A 13,706-nucleotide genomic window follows, 5' to 3' on the forward strand; every position below is an offset into this window, starting at 1 on the left:
AGTCTTTGTTTAGCATGAGGGTTAAGTTTTATTATTTCAAGATGAAAGCGATCAGTTTGTGGCCAAATTCCGATCAGTTTTGGTGTCCAAAAACCGATCAGTTTATCTTACCATTCACAACAGTACCTTTATGCCTATACGTTATTGTAAAAACAACGATGCTGTTCCGGAGATAAAAGACATTACAAAACAAGACTGACCACGCCAGCCTGATACTCAGAACGTTACACCCTCAACTAACAGCGCTTTGGGCGGGCGGCTCCCAGCCTAGGTCTTTTAACTGCTTGAGATGTGAATTGATCTTCCTTTCACGATTGAATTGGCTGTAGTAGGATGAACCTAGATCGCGAAATTCATGCCCGTTTAGAACATGATAGATGGCAATCAGCATCGAGTGGGCAACAGCAACAGTGGCTTTATTCTTCCCCCGGCGGACAGCTAGTCGTTGATATTGCGCAGAAAAGTATGATCCTTTTACCCGGGTTGCTGCATGTGCACACTCTACTAGCGTACTTCTTAACGTTTTATTGGCCTTATTTATACGGGCACTTTTAATCTTTCCCGCACTTTCATTGTTCCCAGGGCACACGCCCGCCCAAGAACATAAATGCTTGGCAGAGGGAAAGCGAGACATATCAATGCCGATTTCCGCCACAATCTGATGGGCGCTCACAATGCCGATACCGGGTAACACATCAAGAGCCTTGGCAGCCTTAATATATTCAGCGTTCATGTGCTTGTCAATCAGTTGGTCAATCCGCTTGATTTGCGCAGTTTGCTCGCGAATCACGCGTAGAATTTCAGCCAGCAGTTCCTTCTGTAAAGGCGTCATAATCCCCAAAAGTGAGGAGAATAATTCCTCCACACTTGCCTTCATCATGGGATCGCGGCGGGCAGCTACAGCTTCCAGTGTCAGCTCCTCATCAGACAGTATGAGTCTCAGCATTCGCTGTGCGCTTACGCCCATAATATTCGTTACTGCATTTTTAAGCTTGATGTTTGCACCCTCGAGTACCTTTTGAAGGCGATTAATCTCTCTTGCACGCTCCTCGATCCGGCACTTACGATACCGCGTCAATTCCCGTAATTCACGCTGCTCACGATCAGGTATGAAACTGGCTTTAAGTAATCCGTGTTGCAAAAGATCAGCTATCCATTTGGCATCCTTGACGTCAGTCTTCCGTCCGGGTACTGCCTTCATATGCTGTGCATTAACGACGATGGTCTCCAATCCTTCCATTTCAAAAATATTGTACAACGGTTTCCAATAGGGTCCAGTGCTCTCCATTGCGATCATCTGACAGCGACTTGCCTTTAGCCAAGCGGCCATCTCCCGCAAATTCTCCGTGTATGCTCCAAACTGGCGCGTGTCTGCCTTTCGCCCAATCCTTAAGGTAGCCACAATTACCTTTTTGTGAACATCAATCCCGCAACAACGCTCGTAGACAACCTGCACAATGCAGCCTCCTTATGTACGGCGCCACTTCCGCTTATTCAACATTTTACTGTGCGTCCTTTAGTTGTGCTAGACAACATGAACATTGCGCGGTGCGCTGCGGAAGTGCTCCCAATTTTAACGTCGAGCTTCTTAATCCCAAAAAGTACCGAGCTCGTGCCTTATTTGCAGTATACCCGTTTTCATTCGTCGCGGTGTCCAAAGTGTCATGAAGATTTTAACGAAAGGTAAGATTTCTGCTCAAGGGGGGTGCATCTTTTAATTATTGGGGTCCAAGAACACAAAAAAACACTGCCTTAGCAATGCTTAATTTACACAAGAAAGCCGAAAAGCCCAGCATTGCTGGGCTTCGTATGTTCATCAATTGTATCAAAGATTGAGTACTTATTTGTCTAATGAATCAATCTTTAATACAAATTAACGATGCACCCACTCTTTTTTCAAAGGAGGTGCATTTGCCTTTAGGGGGGGGGCAAACTTGAAAAGGGGGTGCAATTTTTTTCGGTTCGGACGTGCGGTCATCAGATTTGAACATTCGGTGGCGATATCATCGATGCACGTTCGGACGACGTCGGAGGCATAGATGTTTTGACCGAATTGACTAAAGATGGGATAGCCTCCATCTAATAATTAAGCGTACTTGAGTTGACGCCTGTCAGGCTTAGAGATAAATATGTTTTTTATGAACTCGGCAAAGGCCACGGATACACTACCCTTACATTTATCGAATATGGCTAAATAGCAAAACAGCAGTCATTTTGCTAATTAAACATGCTGTTTCCAAAAGGTTCAAATGCTATAGGAAGACGTCTTATCATCCAATAACGCTCGGAGTTTTCTAATGTTTTCGCTACTTCACAATTTTTTATTAAACTGTGTAATTTTTATATAAGAATTTGTACATTCTAAGACTATTAAAAAAATAATAGAGAATGGTGGTTTCTAACATTTATGCCTAAGTATCTTATTTATCCTTTATATGTAGCAGTATTTGCTGTGATTTTAGCAGTTGCTGTACCAAGAAAGGATATTTATCGTTTATCAATTCACGGAATTATCTTCGGTGGTGCTGCTGAATTTATACTACATATGTTTGGAAAATTTACCGGCTTATATGTATGGTATGACCACGGCCCACTTGGATATAAAGGTATACAAATATTTTCACCTGTATCGTGGGGAATTTTCTTCATTTTATATTATTATTTCTTACCAAAACACAAACCTTTGAACTACATTTATATGGTAGTAGCCATATTTTTTAGCATACTATACACAAACCTTGTTATAAGTTTGGGAGTCTTTTATTGTTATGACAGATTTTTCGTTCCCTTGATTGCTTTTATTGTTTGGTTTTCAGTAGCTACATGGGGGTATTATAAGTTGAATAACTTCATTGAAAAGAAAGAAGCAATAGCTAAGGCAAGAGAATAAATATCAACCATAGTTATTAAAAAAGTATACATTCTTATGAAGCGAAGTAGAAAATAATAGAGAGCTATTCCTAATACAGCAGAAATAGCCGCGAATTTGCTAACACCAAGTCGTGGCTATTTTCCTGCTAAAAATTGCCGGACTGATGTACCAAAAGTATGTTTAGATATTACAAGTCATTTGACGTTTCTCTTTTTCAGGCAAACCTTCAGTTTGGTTTGGGGAATAAAGTACTTCTGGAGCATGTATTTTTTACTGGAGCCCGGTTTCATTAGTAAGGCTCTCGCGCTGGATAGGTCTCCCGTTTTAGACAAGTCAACCGCTCCAATAGCAAAACAGTTTCTGAACTCCTCTACATCGAAGGTCCTCGGATTGTTTATGTCCTCAGGCGTGAGCCAGGCCGCTGCATTGTTCTACTTAATGAATACGCATTCGACCTCTCTTCGAGTTTACGAATCTATTACTATTGTATTATGTCCCTAAAATAGACTGCTAACCGGAAGAACACATTCAGGTAGATCATTGCGCGGAGAGTTTACCAGTGACGATACCTCGTAAGCAACCATCCCTTCCGCTGGAAAAGGGGTAAGCAGGCCTTTGACTTCACGGCTTGGGATATCCGCCCTCAGCCAAAGTGGCTCTGTGTCCTTTTGCAGTATCACAGGCATTCGGTTGTGTATTGGCTCCATCAATTCATTCGGCGTAGTTGTAATGATCGTACATGTGTTTATGGTTTGACCTGTAGGTGATAACCACGAGTCCCATAGACCAGCGAAAGCAAATGGTCCGCCATCTTTCAGGGTGATTCTGAAGGGTTTCTTGATACGACCTTCTTTTCTCCACTCGTAGAAACCGTCTGCCAACACTAGACAACGCTTTTGCTCAAAAGATCTGCGAAAACTCGGCTTTTCCTCCAATGTCTCAGCACGAGCGTTGATCAATTTGTTTCCAAGGTGTTCATCTTTAGCCCAATAGGGTATTAGCCCCCACCGAAGCCCTAGCAGATGGTTGCCTCCATCTTTATGGATCACCACAGGAACTTGTTGAGATGGAGCAATATTATAGCGTGGCCCAAACTCAAATTCAAGCTGGACTGGACCAAAACGTTTTATAATGTCATTGTCATTGGATTTAAATTTGGAGAAGGAATAGCGGCCACACATTTAACTTTCGCCCCTAATCATTTTGCTTTGAAACCAATAACCAGCTCGTTGTTCCCTGCAATCAAAGGTCTGATCATTGCTTTTGGATTGATGGAAAGAAAGCTGGCAACTGCCAATTCGTTTGATTCCTCGAGTTCCTTCCCAAGATCCTTGTAAGTTTTACTTTTCTTGTTAAGCAAACCCGAAACGGAAATTCCCCCTAGTTTCGCTAATTCTACTAACTCATCAACTGAGAGAGGTTTTTTAACAATGTTACGATACTCAAACTTAACATTTTCTTGCAGAAGACCCGCTTCTGCTTTACGACAAGTCGTTCACTGAGGAAAACAATATAATGTAAGCATTCTTTCACTCCTAACGTTCATCATGTTTATACGTATTTGTCCCAGCTGTGGCTGGATCATCTTGGATTTTGAGAATTCACTGTTTGTTTAAGCCACAGACAAGATATCTTGCAATCAACATTTTATGGTTGTTTCATAAGTTCTAAATCATATATATTATCAAGTTGCTTGTAAGTTTCAAAAATTACTCTATCGAATGCTCCTTTGGTGATATAAGCCTCATGGATTCCTCTAAGTCCTTGGCTAAGACCTTCTTTAAAGACAATTCGTGACTGATTCTTATCCTCTACCAAAAAGACTTTACTTTCATCAAAAATGTCGACACGCGGAACTATATCGAAGCGAGCCCACATTTCCTTAAGTCCGACCTCTTCGTACTCGGAATCTTTGTACCCATATAGAACTTCATTTAATCTGTTAAATAAATCGAACTTACACAAGTGAAACAGTTCCTCATGTATTCGTTTTCCATTATCACGAATCATTTTGTGTATATGGAACATTACATCCCTCAATGAAGTGCCTAATTCATAATCACCTATTTGCTTGCCTTTAATATAATAACAAATCATTCCAAACATCCATACACCACCGTAATCTGCAGCTAATTCGTATTCAATTGCAAATTCCGTTTGTTACCTATAATCATAAATCCCCCTACTTACAAAAAACAATATCCTAGTGGTTTCACGTCAAATTCCAAATAAGTTCGTATTGTACTAAATCTGATATGAGAATTAAATGGTTGGTAGAAGATAGCCTCGTTGCCTTGGCTCTAAGTTCAGCTTCTAGTTCCGCAATTCTGGCCTTGATGGGGTCTTGGCGCTCCGTTGTATTGTACCCTAACTTACCTGTGGAGGCAATTTAATACCAGTTATGGAAATGTATGATACAATTGATTGTGGATGTTGGATACCTGTCTGGAGGTGAAATTTATGTACGGTCTTGGACCGAAGTTTTGGCAGGAGTTATTCCTCCTGATAACCATTGTATTATTATCGCTAGTTTCATTCAATGCGGTCGTGAGAAAACTGCTAAACGTTGAGAAGAAGAATCTTTTTTCATCGCACTATGTTAATGAGAAACACAAAAAAATTGATTGGACGATCAGGATTATATTTTTAGTCGTCCTGCTAATCGGGCATTTTGTTAATATATCTAGAGACCCTATGGATTGGATTTGGTTTTTTGAACCATGGTTTTTAATGATGGGATTGGTCCCTGCGACTGAGGTAGCTAGAGCTATCATAGAGTACAAATATGCAGAAAATCGAAATGACTACAAATTAACAATTAGTCAATTGGTATTTATTTTTATTCTATTTTTCACATTGTTTTGGAGTGATTTTTTTGGAATGGCAAATTTATAGTTTGCCAAGATAAGCTACTAGGCTCTAAGTCCTATACTTTCCTGCTCTACACGTTTTTGGTGTTTTGGGGGGACACAGGGGACACAAGGGACACAAGGGGACGGTTCTTCCGTGTCAATGTCTAAGCCTTTCGATAATGTGGATTGGAAAGCCAGTGATCTACATATTTGCCGCAGACTTAATCCATCATTCCTTATTTCTTAAACGACTCAATATTTTGTTTCGTGCATCCTGGTCCATCTTCTGTAAAGCCGTGATTGGTCATCCCTAGAACGCTTACCCTCTTTCTAGCGATAACTTTTTTGTGGTATCCAGGTATCTCTGAAAATCATCTTCTTCGTGAAAAATATCCTGCTGGTCGATTCCCCGTACTATAACATGGTAGATTCCTGTTTCACTCTTCTTTCTTGGCTACCTGGGCATTCCTTCACGCCCCTTCTCCCCTTTTCTCAAATTCTACCGGGATTCCAATTTGACACAAGAGAACCGTCCTCCTGTGCTAGTCCCCCTGTGCTACCCAACGCTCATTACTAAAACTCGGTGTGCCTCCCTTGCACTTTTAAAAAGACCTGCGAGCTTAAACATTGTCCGATAGTATTTTGGCAGCATTTCAATTATGTTTGCATCAGTCAAATATAGCGTTTTCAAATACTTTGCACCCTTAGTATAGCCTTCTATTTCTTGTGGGGCATCAACACCCCATTTGATCCTTGCACCTGTTTTTTTCAATGACGGATGATGCTTCGAACTTTTTGCAGTAAGCTTAGAAAACACGTCGAAAACTACTGTATAGCTTTCGAACTTCGATTTTAGAGCATCGAAAAGTGCTTTTATCTCATTTTCGGAAAGATACATAAATAATCCCTCTGCAATAACAAGCACCTCATTTTCAACCACTTTAATACTATCTATCCATTTGAGCTCTGTAACAGAAGAAGCAATGTATTTATAGCTTTCTGTTTCGCGATACAGCTGCTTTTTTATATTAATAACTTCAGCAAAATCCAAATCATACCACATTCCAACGTTAAGTCCAAGCCTCATAAATCGTGCATCAAGTCCGCAACCGAGATGTAAAACTAAGTAGTTTGGTTTTTCGCTAATGAAGCCCTTTGAGAAATCGTCGATAATTGCTGCACGCATTGCAAGCATTACCTGCGTTTTTTTTCGGATTTTCAGTTTTGAGTAATCATAGTCAATTTTGTCTATCGCTGCTTCAGCATATGAATCCTTAAAAACTCCCATTTCGCTCATCTTAGCTTTGCCGTAAAGAGGGATTATCAGAGTTTCCATCTCATTTTTTAATACTATTTTCATATGGTAATCTCCAAATATCTCAAAATTTTACTAACATTATCACACCCAATATGTTTAAACTTGGGTTCTTAACTTCAAATTAGTATATAATGTGCAATATTATTATTCGCCTAGCAATATGTATTTACCCCTTATTTTTTTTTAAGTACGATAACGAGACATATAACAATAACACCAGCATACTATCAATTGTATGCGCTGGTGCTAATTAATTGAAGCTCGTAAATCCATGTGTCTATGGTTCCCAACACTTATAACTAAAATCAAGATAATCCATATCCACTTTCAACAAGTTTAGTAAATTTAGCGAGAGCTCTCACTGCTGGAGCACCATCAATTACATCATGGTCAACCAAAACGGTAATATGGAGGTATTCTCTTACCTCTATTTTTTCATTAACAACACCTGGTTTCTTAACTACTGAACCGATTGCAAAACATAATGGATGTACGCTGACTGGTATCACCCATCCATTTATCTTGCCAATCATACCTATCGAAGTCATCATCACAGTCCCCATATTTTGTTTTGTTAACAAGGGGTTTTTTATAATACATTTCCATATCCAACTTCTTATGAATCCTGGCAAATAGTAATATATTTTCATAAAAACCTTTTCCTTTTTATCTTGACCTAAAACATAATCTTTTTTTCCCTCAATTGGCTGTTTTTGTCCGTTCTTTATCTCCTCACTTATTTCGGAAATACTTTTTTCATTTGTCTTTCTAATAATATAGGGCAACGGTACTTTCTTTCCGTCAACTTCTCTTTCTATAGCAATTGATATGTCTATATCATCAAAGATGACTACTTTTCTTTTACCCTTTCTTATTCCATGAATAGGCTTAAATTCTTCAACTGCATGGCTTATACACTTTATTAGCCATGAGTTGAAAGTAATCTTTTCCGAAAGTTGCTTCTTTTTACGAATTAAGTTTCGAGGTTCTGTTACATCCAATTCGATTAATGCCTTAATATGATGTTTTTTTAATCCAGCTACACCGATATCTATAGTTGCTATTCTGCTTATTGGAAATTCTTCTGTGAAATACTGACCAACATCCTGCATTATAAATCCCCTCATTAGCCGATTTAGTTAAAACAATAAGTCATCCCAATTCTTAGATATAACCAGCCCCATCCTCTCTGATACTAATCCACACTGATATCTACCTGCTCCTGGCACCCCGATTACTGCATCGAGTATTTGTGAGCAAAGACTAATATCGAATAATTCCGAGAGAGTAATCAATGTTGTACCGGCACAGTTTATATCATCATTCCAATAAAGGGTTTGAACTTTTTCGTTAATATAATCGCGAAATTGCAGTTGGTGTCGCCCAATCTTTTTCTCTTCATAAACACAAAAGTCTTCTCATCCGACAACTCATCCCAATACACGAAACCAAGTCTATTAAACTCTTTGATATCATCCAAATCATCAACTGCCTTTTCAACCATGAAACGCACCTTTTCACCGCGCGCCATTTTAACATAAACACTTACACCTCCCAGTCTAAATATCCTTGCTTATCTTTGCTTAACCATTCAATCAAGTTATCTTCCCGAATCCTAGTAATTTTAAGCACAGAATCCCTCGACCATTGGTAAAAGCCCGAGTCCGTTTTGGCCCCAAGTTTTCCTTCTGCGATAGCCTTTCTTAAAACTGGCGAGACTTCATGACTGGTGCAAAGATCTTCTAATAGATAACTTGAAATGTCGCCAATAATATCCAAACCACTTAAGTCCGCGCTTTCAAAAGGACCGGTTGTTGATAAACGGCGTCCTAAGGCGTATTTCATCGTTGCATCAACGGCTTCTTTGCTGGCAATACCGGAATCTATAATGGATAACGCCTCACGCAGCATCGCAAACTGCAGACGGTTACCGATAAAACCTAAAGCTTCTCGGTTTAATACTACCGGCTTCTTACCGATTTTCTTTAATAATTCTATGGTGAGAACTATAGAACTCCGGGAAGTATGTTCTCCCGGGACTACCTCAACCAGCGGTATCAGATGAGGCGGATTCCAGAAATGGGCAACAACAAATCGATTTTTATGTTCCAGCTTTGCAGCAATGGCTGTTGGGCTTAAACCAGATGTGCTTGAAGCGAAAACAGTTTCAGGTGAGCAGAATTTCTCGATCTTCGCAAAAATTTCTTGTTTAGACGAAAGATCTTCGGTAATCGATTCGATAACAAAGTTAGCACCTGCCATTGCTTCCTCTAAGGTCATTACACCGCTGATCCGCGCCATGATCACTGGAATCTCAGTAGTTTCAACTAAACCATGGTCGTTAAACCTTTGAAGTATTTCATCTATTCTCTTAAACCCCCGCTTAATACTGGCATTGGATCGACCATACATATTGACGTGATAGCCTGCTAAAGCAAAGGTTAAAGCGATCCCTGGACCAATTGTGCCTGTTCCTAAGTTACAAATTCTCTTTATGCCCTCTAACATTATAACTACCCCTTGTTCATATCTTCTTCCTTTTTGACATATCTGAATTATTCGTCAACCAGATATAATAACCTTTATTTTACTCCATACCTTCGCTAACCAATCCACTGTGAAAATATTCGACCTTTCCCCAAATGATTTTGCACCCTCCAAGAGATGAAAATATGCCCTTTTTTCTATTTACTACACTAGCTGAGTAAATAAAAAATAGCCAATTTTAATCTCAGGTTTAGTAGTTAATTATATGCTGAATAGCTTTACCCCTAAAATATCAAGCATCCGGTCCATGCAACTGTCATAGATAGAAAAAATCAAGGGATAAGCTCTTCTCCAGAACTTATCCCAAGAGGGACAAGGGGACGGTTCTTCTGTGTTAATGTCTAAGCCTTTCGGACGTGACGTGCCGATGTTATATTATGAATTCCACGAAAGCCGGGCTTCGGAATCGGCTAAGGCTTCCTTAAGGACTATATCGGTTACTTGCATTCCGATGGCTACGAAGTCTACCATAGTCTGGGTCCTGAAATTACGGTGGTTGGATGCCTCGCCTATATAAAGCGCAAATTCACGGATGCCATCAAAGCACTGAGTCCGGAGGAGCAACATTTCTTCCTCTAATCAGAAATTCATCTACTAATTTCAGGGCTCTTTTTTGCGATTGCTCATTAAAGTTTTTCGAAAACGGATCACTAAAACCATGTTTTCCGTCTAACACACTGACATTGACGGACTTCTTCTCTTCAAAAACGTTTGTCAATTTTGAAACATTAAAAGACTTTTCCTCTTTTGCGAAAATAAGTAGTGTTGAGCATCTTGGAGTTATATTTTGATAATCTCTTATTCGAGAACCATAATAGCAAATAACTTCATCTGCCGTATTTCCTTTTTCGCTGCATATCCATGCTGCGGTTGCCCCAACACTAAATCCTAAAAGAACTATATTATTGTAGGCTGCTCTTGATTTAATGAGTATCTTTCCAATTTCATCAACCATATGTGGAAAACCAACATGATTTACGAAATACTGATAAGCTTCTTCTTCTCTATTGTAATCGAAATATCCTATTTCGGATTTTATAAAATTTGGACATAAAACATCGTATCCTGCTTCTAAATAATGTTCGCAAACCCATTTTATATGCGGGTTAATTCCATATATCTCGTGCAGAACGATTATTACAGATTTATTCCCTCTAATATTATTCAGCATCCAACAATTCTCCGACCTATTTTAATTATTTAAGGTTAAAACTTCCAATCTTGTCCAAGCCAGGTCAACCAATAAGCCCACCCCTTAATTGAACAAAGCTTGTCATATGTAACTTACACCTTCGACAATCTCTTTTCGTTTCCTCCTAAGATCGTGAAATTAAATATAGCTGCAACGCCATTAACACCCTCCTTCGACTGGTTTTACATAACGAAACACGGTTTTATATCATAAAATATTCTTATTTTCCTATGAAAATTCCAAGTATTATAATTAATCAAAACACCAATAATAAGAAGTGAGGGATTTAATGAATCAATTCCACAACGATTATATAACTAGCATTTTAAGAGTTTGCGAAAAAGTAGAATCTTTAGCCGATATAGGAATAAAGCGAGGTTTATATCAGCCAACGAATTTTTTTCCTTACTTAACAAACTTAAGGTATGAAATTTTATGCATTAAGACTGATGACGGTTTTAAGAGCTATTATGGAAATTGGGGGGTTCATGAAATCAACATTCTAATAAAGCAAGTTTGCGGTAAAGTATGCGTTTGCAACGATTCTTTTACGATAACTGTGAACGAATGTCATAGTTGCCCAATTTTCTGTTACCGCGAGACCTACAGATCTGATGAGGAAGTTTTATTCTAAAGTACCAAACTAACAGTATTCATATACACTACCTCCACCGACCTGATGCCTTTATGCCCTATCTAACGGCATAATTAATGCTGCAGCACCGTATATTCGGTGCTTTTTTCTTTGTCTTGTTTAATGTTTATTTATTATGTAATATTGGAATACTTAACCAAAAGCCTAGAAACCTTGTAGTGCAAGGATTCTAGGCTTTATCCCCTTTTAATTTCGCTGTCAAATAGATATTAGGTAAAGTAGCCCAGTAGAAAAGTTATTATTTATTCTCCTGCCTTAAAGTTATAAATCGGTTGAATTACTTTCACAATATCCGCTGTCGGACCAATATGCTTTAGGATGTCATCCATAGTCTTATAAGCCATTGGACACTCATCCAAGGTATCTTTATTGACAGAAGTCGTATAGACATTCTTCATCTGTTTTTTAAAGTCTGAAAGGGTAAAACTTTGTTTGGCCTTGGTCCTGCTCATGAGCCTGCCTGCACCATGGGGAGCAGAACAATTCCAATCCTCATTGCCTTTGCCAACACAGATGAGGCTGCCATCTCTCATATTAATGGGAATTAAAAGTTTTTCCCCTTTCTTTGCGGACACGGCGCCTTTCCGTAAGATCATCGTGTCGGTGTCAATGTAATTATGAGTGGTAGTGAACTGCTCCACTACGTCTAATTTCATTCCTTTCACGATCTCAGCAATCATAGCTTTACGGTTGAGCACTGCAAACTGCTGGACGATTTTCATATCATGAATATAGTCCTCAAACAGGCTGCCGGTTACATAAGCAAGAGGAAAGGGAATTTCCGTCAGCACCTGATTTTTAAATTCCTTTAAGGCCTTCTGGATTTCCTTATCACGGCCTTCAGACTTTAAACGAGCAACTAGTGCCTCCATATCTGATTTGTCGTTATGGTTTAACTGCTTATACCCAGCGTCTTGATAATATTTTGCTACCTCAAGTCCTAAGTGACGGCTCCCTGAATGTACTACAACATATAAGCTGCCCGCCTCATCCTTATTAACTTCAATAAAATGATTGCCGCCACCCAAGGTCCCAATACTTTTTTCTGCTCTGCCCAGTTGCACTGCTTTAAGACAACGAAGGCTTGTTAAATCAATTTGTTCGTTATACCTGTGGGGTGTCTTCTGCACCTCAAAACCTGAGGGTATGTTCTCATAAATCAACTTATCCAGCTTTTGTAGTTCCAATCGTTTGTTGCTGATTGAGATAGTTTCCATACCGCAACCGATATCTACCCCTACTAAGTTAGGGACTACTTTATTCGTAATGGTCATCGTGGTTCCAATTGTGCAACCGGCTCCGGCATGCACATCCGGCATAACTCTAATTTTGCTATCTTTTACAAACTCCTGATTACAAAGGGTTTCAATCTGTGCAGCAGCCCCTTCTTCCAGAGTATCTGTATACACCTTTGCTATATTATATTTCCCTTCTATTTGTAACATTTTTATCCACCGTTCCATTTCTAATATTAAATAACCTGGTCGCACCTAGCTTCATCAATTATCCAGGATTTGTATTTACTTAAACCCCTTGCCTTCATAAACTCTCATTGGGTTTCCTCTGGTAAGCAGGTTGTGCTGTCTCCACATAGATTCTTTATGGCTGCTGTCATTATCTTCGTTCTTCGCCTCAATAAGGTTTGCCAACCGGGCAAGTGCCAACTTTTTATTCATGTACTGTGAGCGTTCCTCACCGGCTGTAACCGTTAACCCAGTAGGTACGTGAACCGCTCTGACAGCCGTTTCTACTTTATTTACATTTTGGCCACCCGGCCCGGAACTTCTCATGGCGACAATCTTTACATCTTTTTCTGTAAAGTTAAACCTCTCAGCTGACTGATATACTTCAATGTTAATAAACCAATTCTTTCTTCGATGGTTAGGTCTGTATGGGCTTGGACAAATCCAGAGGATTGTACCTTTCGTATAGCCAGTATCACCCCTGAATTCCTGCGGATCGATGGATAGAAGAACAGATTTAAAGGTACCGTTATAGTGTCCGGGTACTGTATCAATGACTCTTGTAGTTTGGTTTTCCTTCAATATTGTTTTCAGGAAAAGACCTACTGCTAATTCACATTCATCCGGACCTTTTCCTGAGCTAATTTGCATCCACATTTCTTGAACCTCCTTGATTCCCTTCCGAAGGAAGGAAATCTCTCCTACTAGCCATTGGTTCTTAGGAGAGATTTTTAACGAGCCCTCACATTAATTCATTGCTTAGCCGAGAGCAAATTGTTCAGCTGTTCAAGCAAGCTGCCTCCACCT

The 13,706-nt window shown here is 39.5% G+C and carries 13 protein-coding genes and 1 pseudogene; 3 read left to right on the forward strand and 11 right to left on the reverse strand.

The genetic code is table 11. The annotated features are described in order from the left end of the window. Positions 1-232: 232 nt before the first annotated feature. Positions 233-1,456, reverse strand: a complete 1,224-nt coding sequence (locus tag HGJ98_RS06235) for an IS110 family transposase (RefSeq protein WP_291350200.1) — start codon at positions 1,454-1,456, stop codon at positions 233-235. A 951-nt stretch (positions 1,457-2,407) separates the two neighbouring features. On the opposite strand from HGJ98_RS06235, the gene HGJ98_RS06240 reads away from it, so the two are divergent. Then, positions 2,408-2,890: a hypothetical protein gene (locus HGJ98_RS06240; RefSeq protein ID WP_291350201.1), complete on the forward strand. Its 483-nt coding sequence runs from the start codon at positions 2,408-2,410 to the stop codon at positions 2,888-2,890. 479 nt (positions 2,891-3,369) lie between these two features. Here the strand turns inward: HGJ98_RS06240 and HGJ98_RS06245 are convergent, their stop codons facing one another. From HGJ98_RS06245 to HGJ98_RS06255, 3 genes and pseudogenes are all read right to left on the reverse strand, one after another. Continuing rightward, positions 3,370-4,053: an SOS response-associated peptidase gene (locus HGJ98_RS06245; protein ID WP_291350202.1), complete on the reverse strand. Its 684-nt coding sequence runs from the start codon at positions 4,051-4,053 to the stop codon at positions 3,370-3,372. 17 nt (positions 4,054-4,070) lie between these two features. Continuing rightward, positions 4,071-4,355, reverse strand: a pseudogene (locus HGJ98_RS22345) (arsenate reductase family protein); the annotation flags it as partial. Between the two features lie 164 nt (positions 4,356-4,519). Next, positions 4,520-5,017, reverse strand: a complete 498-nt coding sequence (locus tag HGJ98_RS06255; RefSeq protein WP_291350212.1) for an Imm42 family immunity protein — start codon at positions 5,015-5,017, stop codon at positions 4,520-4,522. 315 nt (positions 5,018-5,332) lie between these two features. Here HGJ98_RS06255 and HGJ98_RS06260 point away from each other — a divergent pair, with 315 nt between their 5' ends. Beyond that, positions 5,333-5,767, forward strand: coding sequence for a DUF4181 domain-containing protein (locus HGJ98_RS06260; protein ID WP_291350204.1), 435 nt, complete (start codon positions 5,333-5,335; stop codon positions 5,765-5,767). A gap of 513 nt (positions 5,768-6,280) precedes the next feature. On the opposite strand, the gene HGJ98_RS06265 is transcribed toward HGJ98_RS06260, so the two are convergent. The 4 genes from HGJ98_RS06265 to HGJ98_RS06280 form a co-directional block, all read right to left on the reverse strand. Beyond that, complete coding sequence (locus HGJ98_RS06265) at positions 6,281-7,084, reverse strand: class I SAM-dependent methyltransferase (protein WP_291350205.1); 804 nt, start codon at positions 7,082-7,084, stop codon at positions 6,281-6,283. A 263-nt stretch (positions 7,085-7,347) separates the two neighbouring features. Further along, a complete protein-coding gene (locus HGJ98_RS06270; protein WP_291350206.1) occupies positions 7,348-8,154 on the reverse strand; it encodes a 2-oxo acid dehydrogenase subunit E2 in 807 nt (268 codons plus the stop codon). 200 nt (positions 8,155-8,354) lie between these two features. Continuing rightward, positions 8,355-8,573: a hypothetical protein gene (locus HGJ98_RS06275; RefSeq protein WP_291350207.1), complete on the reverse strand. Its 219-nt coding sequence runs from the start codon at positions 8,571-8,573 to the stop codon at positions 8,355-8,357. A gap of 14 nt (positions 8,574-8,587) precedes the next feature. Next, on the reverse strand, positions 8,588-9,550 hold the full coding sequence (locus tag HGJ98_RS06280) for a 3-hydroxyacyl-CoA dehydrogenase family protein (RefSeq protein ID WP_291350208.1): 963 nt from the start codon (positions 9,548-9,550) through the stop codon (positions 8,588-8,590). 480 nt (positions 9,551-10,030) lie between these two features. On the opposite strand from HGJ98_RS06280, the gene HGJ98_RS22350 reads away from it, so the two are divergent. Beyond that, positions 10,031-10,168 (forward strand): transposase, encoded by a 138-nt coding sequence (locus HGJ98_RS22350; RefSeq protein WP_367142680.1) that lies wholly within the window; start codon positions 10,031-10,033, stop codon positions 10,166-10,168. On the opposite strand, the gene HGJ98_RS06285 is transcribed toward HGJ98_RS22350, so the two are convergent. The 3 genes from HGJ98_RS06285 to prfH all read right to left on the reverse strand — a co-directional run bounded on the left by HGJ98_RS06285 (position 10,128) and on the right by prfH (position 13,556). Next, the gene (locus HGJ98_RS06285) at positions 10,128-10,760 is read right to left on the reverse strand and encodes a dienelactone hydrolase family protein (protein ID WP_291350209.1); all 633 of its coding nucleotides are present in this window, start codon (positions 10,758-10,760) and stop codon (positions 10,128-10,130) included. The two genes, HGJ98_RS22350 and HGJ98_RS06285, sit on opposite strands and share 41 nt — an antisense overlap. Positions 10,761-11,678: 918 nt before the next feature. After that, a complete protein-coding gene (locus HGJ98_RS06290; RefSeq protein ID WP_291350210.1) occupies positions 11,679-12,881 on the reverse strand; it encodes an RtcB family protein in 1,203 nt (400 codons plus the stop codon). Positions 12,882-12,956: 75 nt separating this feature from the next. Continuing rightward, on the reverse strand, positions 12,957-13,556 hold the full coding sequence (prfH, locus tag HGJ98_RS06295; protein WP_291350211.1) for a peptide chain release factor H: 600 nt from the start codon (positions 13,554-13,556) through the stop codon (positions 12,957-12,959). Positions 13,557-13,706: the final 150 nt, after the last annotated feature.

Origin of the sequence: Desulfosporosinus sp., from assembly GCF_014237355.1 — a bacterium.
Lineage (GTDB): Bacteria > Bacillota > Desulfitobacteriia > Desulfitobacteriales > Desulfitobacteriaceae > Desulfosporosinus.

Excerpts from the sequence above, each read along its gene's own strand:
- HGJ98_RS06260 (WP_291350204.1), top strand. The coding sequence starts at position 5,333 with ATGTACGGTCTTGGACCGAAGTTTTGGCAGGAGTTATTCCTCCTGATA.
- prfH (WP_291350211.1), bottom strand. The coding sequence starts at position 13,556 with ATGTGGATGCAAATTAGCTCAGGAAAAGGTCCGGATGAATGTGAATTA.
- HGJ98_RS06285 (WP_291350209.1), bottom strand. The coding sequence starts at position 10,760 with ATGCTGAATAATATTAGAGGGAATAAATCTGTAATAATCGTTCTGCAC.
- HGJ98_RS06265 (WP_291350205.1), bottom strand. The coding sequence starts at position 7,084 with ATGAAAATAGTATTAAAAAATGAGATGGAAACTCTGATAATCCCTCTT.
- HGJ98_RS06290 (WP_291350210.1), bottom strand. The coding sequence starts at position 12,881 with ATGTTACAAATAGAAGGGAAATATAATATAGCAAAGGTGTATACAGAT.
- HGJ98_RS06280 (WP_291350208.1), bottom strand. The coding sequence starts at position 9,550 with ATGTTAGAGGGCATAAAGAGAATTTGTAACTTAGGAACAGGCACAATT.
- HGJ98_RS06270 (WP_291350206.1), bottom strand. The coding sequence starts at position 8,154 with ATGCAGGATGTTGGTCAGTATTTCACAGAAGAATTTCCAATAAGCAGA.
- HGJ98_RS06275 (WP_291350207.1), bottom strand. The coding sequence starts at position 8,573 with ATGGCGCGCGGTGAAAAGGTGCGTTTCATGGTTGAAAAGGCAGTTGAT.
- HGJ98_RS06245 (WP_291350202.1), bottom strand. The coding sequence starts at position 4,053 with ATGTGTGGCCGCTATTCCTTCTCCAAATTTAAATCCAATGACAATGAC.
- HGJ98_RS06240 (WP_291350201.1), top strand. The coding sequence starts at position 2,408 with ATGCCTAAGTATCTTATTTATCCTTTATATGTAGCAGTATTTGCTGTG.